Source organism: Thalassospira sp. TSL5-1 (assembly GCF_001907695.1).
Lineage (GTDB): Bacteria > Pseudomonadota > Alphaproteobacteria > Rhodospirillales > Thalassospiraceae > Thalassospira.
The window spans coordinates 752,897-769,583 of the sequence record NZ_KV880638.1; the positions used below are offsets into that span (position 1 = coordinate 752,897).

A 16,687-nucleotide genomic window follows, 5' to 3' on the forward strand; every position below is an offset into this window, starting at 1 on the left:
AGCTTAGGGCATGTTCGGGGTGCTGGTGCGGGTTGATGCCATATTATTGTTCAGAAAATCGCGGGCAATGGATTCGGCAACAGATTCACCTTGTTCAGGGACCGAAAATTCGGCTGTTTTGGCCCGTATCCAGTTGCTAACCGCCTGTGGGTCAACCTCGATTCTGGCAAGCATCGCCGAAATGATGGCTTCCATTGCCACGGTATGGCTTGCGACATTATTGACCGCATTATGCAATTCATCAAAATGCCGGGCCGCCATTTGGGACATTTCGCCCATCTCGTCCGACAATTTATCGACGCTTTCCTTTAGCGCCTCAAGCTGCTTAGTCACGTTTCTCTCCCTGTCCTGAATGGGCTCTGCGGCCTGGTCGTTATTGTTGCTTTTGCTTGCCCTGTTTTTTGTCGGGCTGTCCCTGCTGGGCAATATATCCGAATACAACGATTGCGATAAAATTTTTTGGCTCTTTTGCGCGAAAATTGCCCATTCCGGTAAGAAGCTGACACGGCTTAAAATGGTTGGGCGGTTGTGGGGGAGAGTGGCGATTTTAATTAAAAGGTGGGCGACTCATAGAGCGCATGATCTTTTGGTTGAGTTTATGCTTTGTCACATTTGATGTCATACAACCATTTGTGTGCGCGGGAATTTGGGGGAGACGCAGTTTTCCGGCGGTTTTGGGGCGTGGTTAATGATTTGTTTTTAAATATAAAAATACCGGTTTTTGCGGTTCTGAATCACTGTAACATAACCTTAATAAAACTGACGCAATACGGTAAGAGCATAACTGTAAAGTCCGCCTCGCAGATCGTTGCACCGTTCCTTGATGGAACACACAAATGGGGATTTACATGAAGAAGACACTCGCTATTGCAGCACTCGCGAGCGTTGCCTTGACCGGCGCCGCACATGCGCGCGATCAGATTCGTATCGTTGGCTCGTCCACTGTGTTTCCGTTCGCAACCGCTGTCGCGGAAGAATTCGGCAAGACCACTTCTTTCAAAACGCCGGTTATTGAATCGACCGGTTCCGGCGGTGGCTTGAAGCTGTTTTGTTCAGGCGTTGGGGAACAGGCACCCGACATCACCAATGCTTCGCGCCGCATTAAAAAGTCCGAAGTTGAAACCTGCGCCAAAAACGGCGTTGAAGCGATTACCGAAGTTAAAATCGGTTATGACGGCATCGTTCTTGCCAACTCCAAAGCTGCACCGCAGTTTGAACTGAGCAAGGAACAGATCTTCCTGGCGCTGGCGAAAATCGTTCCGTCCAAGGATGGCAAGGAACTGATCGAAAACCCGTATAACAACTGGAAAGAAATCGATCCGTCCCTGCCGGACGAAAAGATCGAAGTCCTCGGGCCGCCGCCGACCTCCGGTACCCGCGATGCCTTTACCGAGCTGGTACTTGAAGAAGCCTGTGACGAATTCCCGGTCATTGCCGAGCTGAAAAAAGCCGACAAAGCCAAGCACAAAGCCGTTTGTGGCGGTGTACGTGAAGACGGTGGCTATATCGAAGCTGGTGAAAACGACAACCTGATCGTTCAGAAACTTGAAGCCAACCCGGTTGCTCTGGGCATCTTCGGCTTCTCGTTCCTCGACCAGAATGGCGACAAGCTGCATGGTTCCAAAATTGGTGGCGTTTCGCCGACCTTTGAAGCCATTGCCGATGGGTCTTACCCGGTTTCGCGTTCGCTGTACTTCTATGTCAAGAACGCCCATGTCGGCACCATTCCGGGCATGGAAGAATATGTCGCCCAGTTCACCTCGGACAAAGCCTGGGGCGATGAAGGCTACCTTGCGGATCGTGGCCTGATCCCGATGGAAAAAGCTGAACGTGAACAGGTTCGCGAAGCTGCGAAAAACCTGACCCCGCTCAGCATGTAATTTGATATCCTGCCGGTGGCGGCCCTTGTTTTGGGCTGCCGCCGGTTTCTTTGTTTAAAAACTGTATTTTTTGACTATTTTGCCCACACGCACTGGGAATGCCCATTCCGGGACGGTTTCCTTCAGGCAAATGGAATAACATAATGTCTTTGACTTTCTTGTTGCTGGGGATTGCGCTGCTTTCTGCGCTCTCTTTTGTCTTTGGACGACAGAGAGCCGTCGCCCTTTCCGGCGGACGCTATAGCAACCTGCATTCGCTGCCTGTTCATTATGGCACCTATACCGCTTTGTGGTGTGGTCTGCCCGCACTTGCCTTGCTGTTTGTGTGGTATGCGCTGCAGGGCTCCGTGGTACAGGCGCTGATCGTCAGTGATCTGCCAGCCGACATCACCTCGGATCCGGGCAAGTTGTCTTTGGCGCTGAATGCCATTTCCCTGATCGCGGCCGACAATGCCGCCCATCTGGATGTTGCCCCCGAAGTTGTTGAAGCCGGGCAGCGGCTGGCAACTCTGCACACCATTTCCAACAGCGCACTGATTGTGGTGTTGCTGTCGGTTGCATTGCTGGGCTTGACCCTTTCTTATCGCCGTATTTTTCCCGACATGCGGGCGCGCAACAATGTCGAACGGATCGTGCGGTATCTCATGATCGGCTGTTCGGCCATCGCCATTCTCTCAACGCTTGGCATTGTGTTTTCGCTGTTGTTTGAAGCCCTGCATTTCTTTAGCAAAATCAGCCCGGTTGATTTCCTGTTTGGTCTGGAATGGAGCCCGCAAACCGCGATCCGCGCCGACCAGGTGGCGTCCGAGGGTGCCTTTGGCATGATCCCGCTTTTTGCCGGGACGCTGTTGATTACCTTTATTGCGATGCTGGTAGCGGTTCCGGTTGGCCTGTTTTCCGCCATTTATATGGGGGAATATGCGTCATCGACCTTTAGGGCCTGGGCGAAGCCGGCCCTGGAAATTCTCGCCGGTGTGCCAACCGTGGTTTACGGCTTTTTCGCGGCCCTGACGGTTGCCCCCTTCCTGCGCGATAGCGGTGCCGTTCTCGGGCTGAGTGTCAGTTCGGAAAGTGCGCTGGCGGCGGGCCTGGTGATGGGCATCATGATTATTCCGTTTGTGTCCTCACTGTCGGATGACGTGATGTCGCAGGTGCCCCAGTCGCTGCGCGATGGCTCCTATGGTTTGGGCGCGACAAAGTCGGAAACCATTCGTCTGGTCATTTTTCCGGCGGCCTTGCCCGGTATTGTTGGGGCCATCCTGCTGGCGGTTTCCCGGGCAATTGGTGAAACCATGATTGTGGTGATGGCCGCTGGTCTTGCCGCAAACCTGACGGCAAATCCGCTTCAGGCTGTAACTACGGTTACGGTACAAATTGTGACCCTGCTGGTCGGCGACCAGGAATTTGACAGTGCCAAAACCCTGTCGGCCTTTGCTCTTGGTCTGGTTCTTTTCCTTGTTACCCTGGGGTTGAATGTCTTTGCCCTGAAGGTTGTGCAGAAGTATCGCGAGAAATATGACTGATATGGCATCTCTTATGGAAGATCGCGCCGCTGGTTCCGATGCTGCCAACATGCGTAAGCCGGTTGACTGGGACAGTGCCGAAATTACCCGCAATGTCAAAAAACGCTATGCTGCCGAACGGCGATTTAAGACCTATGGTCTGGTTGCGATTCTGCTGGCACTGTCGGCACTGCTTATGCTGGGTTATTCGATTGTGTCCAAGGGCTATAGCGCCTTTGTCCAGACTTATGTGCAGCTTGAGGTTACGTTTGATCCGGCAGTCATCGACCCGGATGGAACCCGTGATCCGGCGGTTATTGGCCGGGCGAATTTTGATGCGCTGATCAAGGAAGCCCTGCGCAAGCAGTTTCCAGATGTCACGTCGCGGTCAGAAAAACGCAAGCTATATGACATCGTTTCAAGCGGTGCTTCCTATGATTTGCGCGAACGGGTGATGGAAACCCCCTCCCTGATCGGGCAGACCCGCAAGGTCTGGCTGATTGCTGGCGATGATTTTGATATGCTCAACAAGGGCTATATCAGTGCTGATACCAAAGAATCGAGCCGCCGCCTTGATGACGACCAGATCTCGTGGTTTCAGGCATTAACCGATAGCGGGGCAATTGAAAAACGGTTCCATACCCGCTTTTTCACCAACGGCGATTCCCGCGAACCGGAATTGGCCGGTATATGGGGGGCGGCTGTTGGCTCTTTTTATACCCTGTTTGTCACACTGATCCTGTCCTTTCCGATTGGGGTGGCTGCTGCCATTTACCTTGAGGAATTTGCCCCGAAAAACCGTCTGACCCAGATTATTGAGGTCAATATCAACAATCTGGCAGCGGTGCCGTCCATCGTGTTTGGTTTGCTCGGCCTTGAGCTTTACCTCAATGTCATGCACCTGCCGCGTTCTGCCCCGGTTGTGGGTGGTTTGACCCTGGCCTTGATGACCCTGCCAACCATCATCATTGCCGCCCGTGCCGCGATCAAGGCGGTTCCGCCGTCAATTCGTCAGGCCGCTTTGGGCCTGGGGGCGTCGCCGGTGCAAACGGTTAGCCATCATGTGCTGCCGCTGGCCATGCCGGGTATTTTGACCGGGACGATTATTGGCATGGCCCAGGCACTGGGTGAAACGGCACCGCTTTTGATGATTGGTATGGTGGCCTTTATTGTTGATATTCCGGGCAGTGCGATGGATGCGGCAACGGTTTTACCGGTGCAGATCTATCTGTGGGCAGATAGCCCCGAGCGTGCCTTTGTTGAAAAAACCTCTGCGGCGATCATGGTATTGCTGGCCTTCCTGATCCTGATGAACGGGCTGGCTGTGTTCCTGCGCAAGAAATTTGAACGGAAGTGGTAAAATGGCTGTTGTAACTGCTGACGCAATGACAAACGCTTCGCAAACGCGCGGCAAATCCAAAATGGCGGCCCGTGACCTCAACCTGTTTTATGGCGACAATCAGGCCCTTTATGATGTCAATCTGGATGTTGTTGAACGTGAAGTCACCGCGCTGATTGGTCCGTCGGGTTGTGGCAAATCCACTTTCCTGCGTTGCCTTAACCGCATGAACGACACCATTGATGGCGTGACCATCAATGGCAAGGTCACACTGGATGAACGCGACATTTACGATAAATCAATCGACGTGGTGCAGTTGCGGGCGCGCATCGGCATGGTGTTCCAGAAACCCAACCCGTTCCCGAAATCGATTTTCGATAACGTGGCCTATGGCCCGCGCATTCATGGTCTGGTCAATTCCCGCGACGAACTTGACGAAATCGTCATGACCTCGCTGGAAAAGGCTGGCCTTCTGAAAGAAGTCAAAGACCGTCTGGCATCACCGGCGACGGGTCTTTCCGGTGGTCAGCAGCAGCGCCTGTGCATTGCGCGTGCGGTTGCGGTCAGCCCCGAAGTTATTTTGATGGATGAACCGTGTTCCGCGCTGGATCCGATTGCGACCGCCAAGGTCGAGGAACTGATCGACGAGCTGCGTTCGAACTACACAATTGTCATCGTCACACACTCCATGCAGCAGGCCGCGCGTGTGTCGCAGCGCACGGCCTTTTTCCACTTGGGTAAACTTGTGGAAGTCGGCGAAACGGACCAAATCTTTACCAACCCGAGAGATGAACGGACCAAGGGTTATATCACTGGTCGCTTCGGTTAATCCGGGCAGGAGGTAATTCCATGAGAAAAGAAGAAACCCATATTGTCAGTTCATTCGACGAAGAACTGACCCGGTTGAACAATATCATATCCCAGATGGGCGGCCTGGCCGAAAGCCAGCTGATTTCGGCGATCCGCGCGATTTCCAAGCGCGATTCCGAATTGGCCGAACAGGTCATTGTTTCAGACCTGCGCATCGACAAGCTGGAACAGGAAGTTCAGGATTTCGCTGTGCGTGTTCTGGCCCTGCGTCAGCCAATGGCCGATGATTTGCGCCAGGTTGTAACCGCGCTTAAATTGTCAAATGATCTGGAACGCATTGGTGATCTTGCCAAAAACATCGCCAAGCGCGCCCAGGTTCTGAACCAGATCCCGCCGATCCGCCCGGTTCAGGTCATTCCTAACATGGCCCGTCTGGCACAGGAAATCATCAAGGATGTTCTGGACGCCTATATCGAGAATGACGCGGAAAAAGCCCAGCGCGTGTGGGCCCGTGACCAGGAAGTGGATGATATGTACAATTCGCTGTTCCGCGAATTGCTGACTTACATGATGGAAGACCCGCGCAACATTACCGCATCGACCCATCTTTTGTTCATTGCCAAAAACATCGAACGCATCGGCGACCATGCCACCAATATTGCCGAAACGATCTATTACCGCATCAAGGGCGAGGATCTGCCGGTGGATGGCCGTCCCAAAAACGATGCTGCCAATTTTGCCGTGATTGAACCCAACGAGGCAGGGGAATAACAGGATGGATCCTACGGTTCTTATTGTCGAGGATGAAGCCGCCATCGTCACGATGTTGCGCTACAACCTTGAACGGGAAGGCATGAATGTTGTGGAAGCCGGTGACGGGGACGAAGCCCTGAAAATCATGGCTGAAACCCATGTCGATCTGGTCCTGCTGGACTGGATGCTGCCGGTCATGTCCGGGATCGAAGTATGCCGTCAGATCCGCCGTAAACCGGAAAGCCGCGATTTGCCGGTGATTATGGTGACAGCGCGTGGTGAAGAAGGCGACCGCATTCGCGGCCTTGATACCGGGGCGGATGACTATGTGACCAAGCCCTTTGCCATTGGCGAATTGCTGGCCCGTATCCGTGCGCTTTTGCGCCGGTCGGGTCCGGCGCAACCACAGGGGCAGTTGATCTATTCCGATATCGAAATGGATCTGGCGGCACATCGTGTCAATCGCAGCGGCAAACCCATTCATTTGGGGCCGACGGAATTTCGTCTTTTGCGGTATTTCCTGGAACATCCGGGCCGGGTTTTTTCGCGCGAACAGCTCCTTAACGCTGTTTGGGGGCCGAATATCTATGTCGAAACCCGCACGGTGGATGTGCATATCCGCCGTTTGCGCAAGGCCCTGAATGACGTTAAAGGCACCAAGGATGTGATCCGCACTGTGCGTGCCGCGGGTTATGCTTTGGATGACGATGCGGCGGCGTAAGCGGCTTTTTTATTTCGTCAAATTGTGACAGAAATTCGCAATTTACACTGAAAATACAAGGCCCTGTCATAATGGCAGGGCCTTGTTTTATGCGGTGTGGAAGGCGGGCTTTGCCAATGCCTTTTATGCCTTGTGTTCCGGTTCGTTGGTTGCCGAAGCCGGTTTCGTTGCGGAGGCGGATGAATGAGAAGGCGAACGTGGGGCCAGCTCATTCATCAGCAGCATGTCGGCCCGGCGGAATTTGGCAATCTCGCTATCAATTTCATCTTGTGGAACATCGCAGGCGGAAAGCACATGGTCCGACAGGCGCAAGCCTGTTTCCAGCACTTCGGGGATGGCGGCATTCGCCCCGCTGCGTGACAGCGCGCCGATATGGGAAATATCCTGGGCACGGGCAAAAATTCTCAGGTGCGGGTAATGCTGGCGCAGCAAGGCTACGGTTTTCTCGGTTTCATGCGGCGAACCCATCGCAACGGCGGCAACATGTGCCTGATCGGTGTGGGCGGCCCGGAAACTTTCCGGTCGGGACCCATCGGCGAAATAAACCGGCAGGCCTTCGGCACGACCACGCGCCACCTGCTGGGCATCGGAATCCAGAACGATAAAGGGAATGTTGCGGGTTCTTAACAAACGGGCCAATACCCGGCCCACACGCCCACAGCCGATAATCAGAACATGATGGGCGACCCCATCGGTATGGGCCTCGATTTCACCGAGTTGGTCAGTTTCGCGTGGATGAAAAATATCCTCCAGCTTTTTGCCAAGGCCAATCATGCTGGGGGTCAGGGCCATTGAAATGGCGACAATCGGCACCAGAATAGCCGCCAGTTGCGGGGTGATTGCGCCATTTTGCGCGGCCAGCGAAAACATCACAAAGGCAAATTCACCGCCGCCCGCCAGCCCCAGGGCAATGCGCATCGATACCGCCCGGTCAAACCGTGTTGCCAGGGACAGTAAAAACAAAATCGCCCCCTTGATCAGCAACAGGGCCAAAACCCCCAAAATGACGGTCAGCGCATGATGATAAACCACCCCGACATCCACCGACATGCCGACCGACATGAAAAACAGGGACAAAAACACGCCGCGAAATGGCGCAATGTCGGCTTCGATCTGATGGCGAAATTCGGTTTCGGCCAGCATCACCCCGGCGATAAACGCCCCTAATGCCATCGAAAGACCGGCCATTTCCGTCAAGGTGCTGGCGGCCAGCACGGCAAATAGGGTGCCAATGGCAAATAGTTCCGGGTTATGCAGGGCGGCAATGGCGCGAAACATGGGCCGCAGCAAAAAGCGCCCGGCCAGCAGCAATACGGCAACGGCCCCCACACCGGCGAGGATGCTGACCCACGGGCTGGTGGTGCTGGCGGTATTGCCCGCCGCCTGTACCATGATCAGAAAGGGGCCAACCGCCACATCCTGAAGCAGCAAAACTGCCAGGGCGGCCCGGCCAAAACGGGTGTGAAGCTGTCGTTCGTCTGAAAGCTGCTTGAGGATAATCGCGGTGGACGAAAGGGCCAGGGCCCCGGCAATCACCAGCGCGCTGGGCAAGGGCAGGTCGATGGCCATCAGAACGACAAAACCAATGCCCAGCGTCACGGTTATTTGCAAAACCCCCAAAGCGGCAAACTTGCCGCCGATTACGCGCAACCGTTCGCGCGATAGTTCCAGCCCGATCATGAAAAGCAGGAAGACAACACCCAGTTCGGCAACGGTGGAAATATCGCGATTATCGGGAATAAGTCCCAGCCCAAAGGGTCCGATCACCAGGCCGCCAATCAGAAAGCCAATGATGGAATTGGCCTTTAATCGCTGCGCAATTGGCACGGCAATTACGGCAGCACTCAGGATCAGGAATAGCTCGAAGAGCACAGTGCTATGGGGCATCAGGTTTCATCCAGGGGCGTTAACTTTAGGGCCAGTCATACACGTTCCCGGTTATTGCGACCATAGCGCAATAGGGTGGAGACATGATGCGAATCTGACTTTGGGCATGGTTATGGAGCGGTAAAAACGGTTTGTCTTCATAATCGTCGGGGGACGAATGCGTATGAGGCCTTTTGGTATTTGATGCGGGGACAGGACAGTGTGTGACAGGATAAGTGGAAAGCACCCGTGATTGGCATTGCATGCGGTCTCACTCCCGATATCTATTGGCATATCCTTTGTCTCCTGGCTGTGTCTTGGATAACAATAGGCAAATATGCCCCTTTGCAAGACGGCTTTCGTCGCATTATTTGGGGCGAGATCGCTTGCGTTTAACAGGGCGCACTGCCATCTTGCGCGGTAATGCTCTCTCGCATAGGCAGGGCGTATTTTTAAATCATCAATGGCAGACCAATTTTGGAACAGCTTATACCCTATTTGCAAATCGTTGGCGGACTTGTTCTTTTAACGGCCGGGGGCGAATTTATGGTGCGGGGCGCAGTCGGCCTGGCCCTGTTAATGGGGATTTCCAAGGCGATCGTCGGATTGACGATTGTTGCTGCGGGCACATCGGCCCCCGAATTTGTCGTGTCGTTAAATGCCGCCCTTGCCGGGTCGGGCGATATTGCGATGGGCAATGTCGTGGGGTCCAATATTGCCAATATCCTGCTTATTCTGGGGGCTGTGGCCATTCTCAAGCCGATCGCGGCCAGCCGCACCACCACGGTGCGTGATGGCGGGGCGATGCTGCTGGGCGCGGTGCTGTTTATCGGTCTTTGTCAGTTTGGGGTGATCGAGCGCTGGGCAGGTGCGTTGATGCTCGTGGTGTTGGTGGTGATCTGGTATTTGACCTATAAACACGATAAAAACAGCCCGGATGCCGCAAGTGCGCTGCATGAAAGCGAGGCCGAGGAAGTGGGCGAAACCCCGGTGGGATGGATCAAACCGGTTATTGTAACGGTTGTTGGTATCGTCGCTCTTACCTATGGGGCAGACCTTCTGGTTGAGGGCGGTGTGACGGTGGCACGCGAATTTGGTGTGTCCGAGGCCGTGATTGGTTTGACGCTGGTGGCTGTTGGCACGTCATTGCCCGAACTGGCAGCATCGATGGTGGCCGCATTTCGTGGACATTCCGATGTGGCGCTGGGCAATGTTCTGGGCTCGAACCTTTTGAACCTGTTGGCAATTATTGGCGGTGTTTCGGTTATTTCACCCATTATCGTGCCCGAACAAATTGCCGCGTTTGATATCTGGATGATGCTGGGCGTGACCGTGGCGCTTTTGGTTGTGGCTTATTGTGCGCGGCGTATTGGTCGCATTGCCGGTGTTGTTTTCATGGCGGTCTATGCCGCCTATATCGGTGCGCTGTTTGCCGGTTAAAAATACTCACAACGAAAATCCAGGTGCCGTCATGCGACTGTGCAGGACGGCACCTGGATTTCGCAGGAAACGGATGGTGACAGTATGACTGAAAATGTGCCCGCAACAGCCCTGATCACCGGGGCAGCCAAACGGATCGGCCGGGTTATCGCACTTGATCTGGCTGCAAGGGGGCATGACATTGTTCTGCATTGCAACCGGTCACGCGGGGCGGCCGAAGAACTGGCCGGTGACATTCGTGAAATGGGGCGTCAATGCCATGTGGTGTGTGCCGACCTTGCCAGCGAAACCGCAATGGCCGGTATCGTGGCCGAGGCGACCGACGCCCTGGGGCCGGTGGGATTATTGGTCAATAACGCATCCACCTTTGAATATGACGATGTCAAATCGGCGACCCGTGAAAGCTGGGACTTTCACATGGATGTCAATTTGCGCGCACCGTTTGTTCTGTCGCAGGAATTTGCCCGTCTGCTGCCAGAAGACCAATCCGGGCTGATTGTGAATATTATTGATCAGCGTGTCTGGAACCTAACACCGCATTTTACCACTTATACCCTGTCCAAAGCCGGCTTGTGGACCCTGACGCAAACCCTGTCGCTGGGGCTTGCGCCGCGCATCCGGGTCAATGCCATTGGTCCGGGGCCGGTATTGCCCAGTGTACGGCAAAGCCAGGAAGATTTCGATGCCCAGTGCCGTAAAACCCCGTTGGGCATTGGGACATCTCCGCAGCAGATTTGCGACGCGATACGGTTTTTCCTTGCAGCACCGGCCGTCACGGGGCAAATGTTAGCCCTTGATGGTGGACAACATATGAATTGGGCCCCCGCCGACAGAGACGATTTGCCTGTCGAATAACCGACCACCGATGGCTGGTGGTTGATGCCAGTTGTTCCCTCACAGCACAGCACGAAGGATACTCATAATATGACCGCAGGTCTGAAACAGGACGATAATATTACCACCCTGCCTTATGCCGATCAGGCAGGCAGCTTGCGGCGCGTTTTTGTGCGCGACATGGTGATCAATACCTCAATCGGGGTTTATGATTTTGAAAAAGAAGCCCCGCAACGGGTGCGCATTAATCTTGATCTTTCCGTTGTCGAGGGTGAAGGCCCCAAGAATGACGACCTTGATAATGTGCTGTGCTACGAGGAACTGGTCAAAGGGGTGCGCGCAATTTGTGCAGATGGCCACGTAAACCTTGTCGAGACACTCAGTGAAAACATAGCTGCCATGTGCCTGACCGACCGACGGGTGCGCAGGGTGTGTGTGCGGGTTGAAAAACTCGACGTGTTTGAAGATGTCGGTGCGGTCGGGGTCGAAATCGAACGCTTTAATCTCGCGCGGTGATATCGCGGTTTGGAAGTGAATAAATTTCGATAAGAGGCCCATTATCATGGCGAATCTGTGATTCCCTTGGGGCGAATCGTTTGGGCCGTTTATGCACAAGCATTCTTATTGGCAAAAACAAAGAGGAAAAAAGATATTTTACGTTAAGGTTACGGATTGTTTTCAGGTTGACAGTATTTTTACCAAATAAAATCAACAACTTAGTGTTTGTGCTTAAAATATGGGCAATTCACAGAACGTTAAGACTCTCAACGGGTCTAGAGTTCAGCCCCCCTATTACCCACATACTTATCCACAGGCTTGGTGGAAACTTTTCCCGGGGGCGATTCCCTCATGAAACTGTCATTTTCTAATTAGATTCGGCTAGACCATCGTATAGAAAAATATGCAGACAAGCCGTGTTTGCTTGTTTCTTGAACAATCCAGGATGCTTTGATGACTTCCCCGGCAACGCCCTCTTCCACACCGCGCGATATTGAGCTGTCGCTGGACGATCTTCATGACGGAAAAGCGGGACGTGGTGTTACGGCAATCAAACATGCGCTTAAAACCATGCCAGGATCGCCCGGCGTTTATCGCATGATCGATGAAAAGGACCGGGTCCTTTATGTCGGCAAGGCCAAGAATTTGAAAAAGCGGGTGACGAGCTACACCCATATTTCCCGCCTGGCGATACGCATCGCGCGGATGGTGGCGCAAACGGTCCGTATGGAAATTATCACGACCCATACCGAAGCCGAAGCCCTGCTGCTTGAATCAAACCTGATCAAGAAGCTCAAGCCGCGTTACAACATCCTGCTGCGTGACGATAAAAGCTTTCCCTATATTCTGATCACCGAGGATCACGGCTATCCCCGCATTGTCAAACATCGCGGGGCACGGGCCAAGGATGGCAGCTGTTTTGGTCCCTTTGCCTCGGCCTGGGCGGTGAACAACACGATTAATCATTTGCAACGCGCCTTTTTGCTGCGGTCCTGCACCGATGCGGTTTTTGCTAACCGGTCCCGCCCGTGTTTGTTGTATCAAATCAAGCGTTGTTCTGGTCCGTGTGTGGATCGCATTTCCAAACCCGAATATGACGGGCTGGTGGATATTTGCCGCGATTTTCTGTCGGGGCGCAGCAAGGCCATTCTTAAGCAGCTCGAAGCCAGCATGCTCGATGCCTCCGAGCAGATGGAATTTGAAAAGGCGGCCATGTATCGCGACCGTATTCGCGCCCTGTCGCAAATCCAGTCACATCAGGATATCAATCTGGAAGGGCTGGAAGAAGCCGATGTGATTGCCCTGCATCACGAAGGCGGGCAAAGCTGCGTGCAGGTATTCTTTTTCCGCTCCGGCTCGAACTATGGCAACCGGTCCTATTTTCCCCGGCATGAACAGTCGGCGGAAATCCCGGAAATTCTGTCGGCCTTTGTCGGGCAGTTTTACGCCAACAAGCCTGCCCCGCGCCAGGTGCTGTTAAGCCATGAGATCGAAGGTCAGAAACTGGTAGAGGAAGCCCTGTGCATCAATAACGGCCACAAGGTGGAATTACTGGTGCCCCAGCGCGGCGGAAAGCGCAAGCTGGTGGACCATGCCCTGACCAACGCGCGCGAGGCACTGGGCCGCCGCATGGCCGAAAGCGCGTCCCAGCGTAAATTGCTGGATGGCCTGGCCGACAAGCTGGACCTCGATAGCCCGCCGGAACGCATTGAGGTTTACGATAATAGCCATATTCAGGGAACCAACATGGTGGGTGGCATGATAGTGGCCGGGCCGGAAGGGTTTATGAAAAACGCCTATCGTAAATTCAACATCAAGGGCGACATCGCCCCGGGCGATGACTTTGCCATGATGCGCGAAGTCCTGACCCGTCGGTTTGCCCGTGCGCAAAAAGAAGACCCGGACCGCGAAAATGGCACCTGGCCCGACCTGTGCCTGATCGATGGTGGTTTGGGCCAGCTGGGTGTGGCGCGACAGGTGCTGGAAGATCTGGGCATTGAAGATGTGATGCTGGTCGGCGTTGCCAAGGGGGTGGACCGTAACGCGGGCAAGGAAGTGTTGCATATTCCCGGTAAGCCGCCGGTGCGGTTGGACCAGAAAGACCCGATCCTGTATTTCATCCAGCGCCTGCGCGACGAGGCCCATCGCTGGGCCATTGGCACGCACCGCGCCAAGCGGTCAAAACAGATTGGCAAAAGTGTGCTTGATGCCGTACCGGGCATTGGCGGGGCACGCAAAAAGGCGTTGCTACATCATTTTGGCTCTGCCCGTGGGGTGGCCGATGCGGGCCTGGCTGATCTGGAAGCCGTTGATGGCATCAGTGCGGCGATTGCCAAAAAAATCTATGACCATTTCCACGGCGACAATTAAGGGAATGTAAGGCACAAGCGTGGTGATGCGCAGTGCTTTTTGCGGCATGAATTCCCAAAGAAAAACGGCCCCCCTGAGGAAGGGGACCGTTTGTATCTGCCGTGGTCGCGGGGTCGGGGGAGGGGAAGTTGACCACGACAAAAAAGGAAAGAGAAAACGTTCAGGGAAGTGGCAATGCGGGGAAATCAACCAAAGCAGCACATGGGCACATACCGCAAGGGGTTGTCACATTGCATTCCTAAGTATTTTCAAGGGCAGCCTCCTTCGTTTCGTTAGATGGGCTTGCTTATGTTCCTAACCTACCGATTGGGGCGGGCAGGGCATAGCCGGTAATGTGGCAACTGTGCGTTCCTTAAACAGAACGATGAAGCAGATCGGCAAACGCGTTTTGCGTTGCGTAACCGATGTAGCCGATGTGGCCGGTGTTGCCGGGGGCCAAACGGAGGGCCTTCTGATTGATCCGTTGGGCGTAATATTTCGCTTTTGGGCGCGCCAACGGTAAAAAACACCAAAGATAACACCTTATCTCACCTTGCTTTTTTCGCTCAGGGGCGCGATACCCGATGCGTCTTGCTGCCGTGGCAGGGCGGCTTCGCGCGAAACATACATAAATATCGGCTGATCAAAGATGCGCTATTTTCCTTCCTGGTCCTTGACCCGGTCTTCAACTGTATTGCCTGACGAACGCCTGCCGTGGGGAACCATGTTTCCGCTGGGCTTGCAACATCTTGTGGCGATGTCGGGTTCCACCATTCTGGGTCCGTTGCTGATGGGGTTTGACCCCAATCTGGCCATTCTGTTTTCCGGTATCGGCACGCTGATTTTCTTTATCTGCACGGCCGGGCGCGTGCCAAGTTATCTGGGCTCGTCCTTTGCCTTTATTGCGGTGGTCATTGCCGCCACCGGCTATGCGGGCACAGGCCCCAATCCTGATATCGGCGGGGCACTGGGCGGGATTATTGCCGCAGGTGCGCTTTATGTCCTGATTGGCGTAATTGTGATGGCGACGGGGACTGGCTGGGTCGAAAAACTGATGCCACCCGCTGTGACCGGGGCCGTTGGTGCCGCGATTGGTCTTAATTTGGCACCGGTTGGGATCAATGGCATTTCCGGCGATGGCATTCATATGCTGGTGTCCCTGTTAACCCTGCTATCGGTGGCTTTGGTATCGGTTTATGCGCCAATTGCCTTGCGCCGGGTTTCGATTTTGGCCGGTATTTTGTTGGGCTATGTACTGGTTTTGATCCTGGGCAATGGTTTGGGTCTGATGCCCGCCATTGATTTTAGCGCATTGTCGCAAGCCGCCTGGTTGGGGATGCCCAATTTTGTTGCGCCGCGCTTTGAAAGCTCGGCTATGGTGATGATTGCCCCAGTGGCGTTCATTCTGGTGGCAGAAAATCTGGGGCATATCAAGGCCATCGGCGGCATGACCAAACAAAACATGGATCGTTATATCGGCCGTGGTTTTATCGGCGATGGTCTGGCAACGATGCTGGCAGGTTCTGGCGGTGGCACGGGTGTGACGACCTATGTGGAAAATATGGGTGTTATGGCCGTCACCCGTGTGTTTTCGACCCTGATTTTTGTGATTGCAGCCGTGATTGCCATCCTGCTGGGTTTTTCGCCCAAATTTGGCGCGTTGCTGCATACCATTCCTGCGCCCGTTCTTGGCGGTCTTGGTGTGGCTGTATTTGGCCTGATTGCGGCGGCAATGGTGCGTTTGTGGGTGGATAACCGGGTTGATTTTTCCGATCCGCGCAATCTGTTCACCGTGGGCATCACCCTGATTTTCGGGGCCGGGAATTTTACCGTCAAGGTGGGAGGCTTTGCCATTGGCGGAATCGGGACCGCAACCCTGGCGGCGATTATTCTCTATCAGGTGCTGAGCATCGGGCGTGGCAAGGTGGATCGTGCGGCTGCGCAGGCGGCAAAAGAGGACTAAATTTATCTGTCGCTACAAGGGTCGTGTTTTCGTTTTATGGCAAATCAACACGGCCCTTGTGGTTGCCCGCACAAGCCTTTACTAATTGGGCGTCTTGGGGTCGCATGACCCTGCGAATTGATGACGATCACCCAGTTAAGCATCCCAAATACCCGTATACAGGCCCGTTAATGAAAAACCAGATTCCAAATCTGCTGACTTTGTCGCGCATCATTGTGATCCCGGCACTGGTGCTGTCGTTTTATATCGACGGACCGGTGGGGAACTGGATCGGGTTTGCCCTGTTTGCTTTTGCCGGGGTGACGGACTTTTTCGATGGTTATCTGGCGCGCAGCATGAATGTGGTGTCTCCACTGGGGCGCTTCCTGGATCCGATTGCCGATAAACTTCTGGTTGCTGCCGCCCTGATGATGATGGTGGCGTTTGGGCGCATTTCCGGTCTGGCCGTGTTGCCCGCCGTGATTATTATGTGTCGTGAGATCATGGTGTCCGGCCTGCGCGAACATTTGGCCGAGCTCAAGGTGCCGTTGCCTGTGACGGTGCTTGCCAAATGGAAAACCACGGCCCAGATCCTGGCGATTGGCTTTTTGCTGGTTGGCGATGCCTCGCCTGATATCATCCCGTCGATCCTGATTGGGGATATTTTGCTGTGGATTGCCGGTATTGTGACAGTACAGACGGGTTATATTTATCTGCGGACCGGGCTTAAACATCTCGACTGATCCATTTTCA

14 protein-coding genes are annotated in these 16,687 nt (G+C 54.2%); 12 read left to right on the forward strand and 2 right to left on the reverse strand.

From position 1 onward, the window contains the following. Positions 1-3: 3 nt before the first annotated feature. On the reverse strand, positions 4-333 hold the full coding sequence (locus LF95_RS12965; RefSeq protein WP_073955487.1) for a hypothetical protein: 330 nt from the start codon (positions 331-333) through the stop codon (positions 4-6). A 515-nt stretch (positions 334-848) separates the two neighbouring features. Between LF95_RS12965 and LF95_RS12970 the strand changes: the two genes are divergently transcribed. The 6 genes from LF95_RS12970 to phoB all read left to right on the forward strand — a co-directional run bounded on the left by LF95_RS12970 (position 849) and on the right by phoB (position 7,005). Continuing rightward, positions 849-1,880 (forward strand): PstS family phosphate ABC transporter substrate-binding protein, encoded by a 1,032-nt coding sequence (locus LF95_RS12970; protein ID WP_073956259.1) that lies wholly within the window; start codon positions 849-851, stop codon positions 1,878-1,880. A 143-nt stretch (positions 1,881-2,023) separates the two neighbouring features. Then, on the forward strand, positions 2,024-3,403 hold the full coding sequence (pstC, locus tag LF95_RS12975) for a phosphate ABC transporter permease subunit PstC (RefSeq protein WP_073955488.1): 1,380 nt from the start codon (positions 2,024-2,026) through the stop codon (positions 3,401-3,403). Further along, on the forward strand, positions 3,396-4,742 hold the full coding sequence (gene pstA / locus LF95_RS12980; RefSeq protein ID WP_073955489.1) for a phosphate ABC transporter permease PstA: 1,347 nt from the start codon (positions 3,396-3,398) through the stop codon (positions 4,740-4,742). Before pstC ends, pstA begins: the two co-directional genes overlap by 8 nt. Before the next feature lies 1 nt (position 4,743). Continuing rightward, positions 4,744-5,550 carry a phosphate ABC transporter ATP-binding protein PstB gene (gene pstB, locus LF95_RS12985; protein WP_083607677.1) on the forward strand — a complete coding sequence of 269 codons (807 nt, stop codon included), beginning with the start codon at positions 4,744-4,746 and terminating at the stop codon, positions 5,548-5,550. A 20-nt stretch (positions 5,551-5,570) separates the two neighbouring features. Further along, positions 5,571-6,302, forward strand: a complete 732-nt coding sequence (gene phoU / locus LF95_RS12990; RefSeq protein WP_073955490.1) for a phosphate signaling complex protein PhoU — start codon at positions 5,571-5,573, stop codon at positions 6,300-6,302. A gap of 4 nt (positions 6,303-6,306) precedes the next feature. Continuing rightward, complete coding sequence (gene phoB / locus LF95_RS12995) at positions 6,307-7,005, forward strand: phosphate regulon transcriptional regulator PhoB (RefSeq protein WP_073955491.1); 699 nt, start codon at positions 6,307-6,309, stop codon at positions 7,003-7,005. Between the two features lie 123 nt (positions 7,006-7,128). Here the strand turns inward: phoB and LF95_RS13000 are convergent, their stop codons facing one another. Next, the gene (locus LF95_RS13000) at positions 7,129-8,892 is read right to left on the reverse strand and encodes a cation:proton antiporter domain-containing protein (RefSeq protein ID WP_073955492.1); all 1,764 of its coding nucleotides are present in this window, start codon (positions 8,890-8,892) and stop codon (positions 7,129-7,131) included. 456 nt (positions 8,893-9,348) lie between these two features. Between LF95_RS13000 and LF95_RS13005 the strand changes: the two genes are divergently transcribed. From LF95_RS13005 to pgsA, 6 genes are all read left to right on the forward strand, one after another. Then, on the forward strand, positions 9,349-10,311 hold the full coding sequence (locus tag LF95_RS13005) for a calcium/sodium antiporter (protein ID WP_073955493.1): 963 nt from the start codon (positions 9,349-9,351) through the stop codon (positions 10,309-10,311). Positions 10,312-10,395: 84 nt separating this feature from the next. Further along, positions 10,396-11,166 (forward strand): SDR family oxidoreductase, encoded by a 771-nt coding sequence (locus LF95_RS13010; RefSeq protein ID WP_073956261.1) that lies wholly within the window; start codon positions 10,396-10,398, stop codon positions 11,164-11,166. Positions 11,167-11,235: 69 nt separating this feature from the next. Further along, positions 11,236-11,661, forward strand: a complete 426-nt coding sequence (folB, locus tag LF95_RS13015; RefSeq protein ID WP_073955494.1) for a dihydroneopterin aldolase — start codon at positions 11,236-11,238, stop codon at positions 11,659-11,661. A gap of 435 nt (positions 11,662-12,096) precedes the next feature. Further along, the gene (gene uvrC / locus LF95_RS13020; protein ID WP_083607678.1) at positions 12,097-14,013 is read left to right on the forward strand and encodes an excinuclease ABC subunit UvrC; all 1,917 of its coding nucleotides are present in this window, start codon (positions 12,097-12,099) and stop codon (positions 14,011-14,013) included. A gap of 628 nt (positions 14,014-14,641) precedes the next feature. Continuing rightward, positions 14,642-15,955 carry a uracil-xanthine permease family protein gene (locus LF95_RS13025; protein WP_073955495.1) on the forward strand — a complete coding sequence of 438 codons (1,314 nt, stop codon included), beginning with the start codon at positions 14,642-14,644 and terminating at the stop codon, positions 15,953-15,955. A gap of 170 nt (positions 15,956-16,125) precedes the next feature. Then, the gene (gene pgsA / locus LF95_RS13030; RefSeq protein WP_073955496.1) at positions 16,126-16,677 is read left to right on the forward strand and encodes a CDP-diacylglycerol--glycerol-3-phosphate 3-phosphatidyltransferase; all 552 of its coding nucleotides are present in this window, start codon (positions 16,126-16,128) and stop codon (positions 16,675-16,677) included. Positions 16,678-16,687: the final 10 nt, after the last annotated feature.

Coding starts and splice junctions, on each gene's coding strand:
- LF95_RS12970 (WP_073956259.1), top strand. CDS start 849: ATGAAGAAGACACTCGCTATTGCAGCACTCGCGAGCGTTGCCTTGACC.
- pstC (WP_073955488.1), top strand. CDS start 2,024: ATGTCTTTGACTTTCTTGTTGCTGGGGATTGCGCTGCTTTCTGCGCTC.
- pstA (WP_073955489.1), top strand. CDS start 3,396: ATGACTGATATGGCATCTCTTATGGAAGATCGCGCCGCTGGTTCCGAT.
- pstB (WP_083607677.1), top strand. CDS start 4,744: ATGGCTGTTGTAACTGCTGACGCAATGACAAACGCTTCGCAAACGCGC.
- phoU (WP_073955490.1), top strand. CDS start 5,571: ATGAGAAAAGAAGAAACCCATATTGTCAGTTCATTCGACGAAGAACTG.
- phoB (WP_073955491.1), top strand. CDS start 6,307: ATGGATCCTACGGTTCTTATTGTCGAGGATGAAGCCGCCATCGTCACG.
- LF95_RS13000 (WP_073955492.1), bottom strand. CDS start 8,892: ATGCCCCATAGCACTGTGCTCTTCGAGCTATTCCTGATCCTGAGTGCT.
- LF95_RS13010 (WP_073956261.1), top strand. CDS start 10,396: ATGACTGAAAATGTGCCCGCAACAGCCCTGATCACCGGGGCAGCCAAA.
- folB (WP_073955494.1), top strand. CDS start 11,236: ATGACCGCAGGTCTGAAACAGGACGATAATATTACCACCCTGCCTTAT.
- uvrC (WP_083607678.1), top strand. CDS start 12,097: ATGACTTCCCCGGCAACGCCCTCTTCCACACCGCGCGATATTGAGCTG.
- LF95_RS13025 (WP_073955495.1), top strand. CDS start 14,642: ATGCGCTATTTTCCTTCCTGGTCCTTGACCCGGTCTTCAACTGTATTG.
- pgsA (WP_073955496.1), top strand. CDS start 16,126: ATGAAAAACCAGATTCCAAATCTGCTGACTTTGTCGCGCATCATTGTG.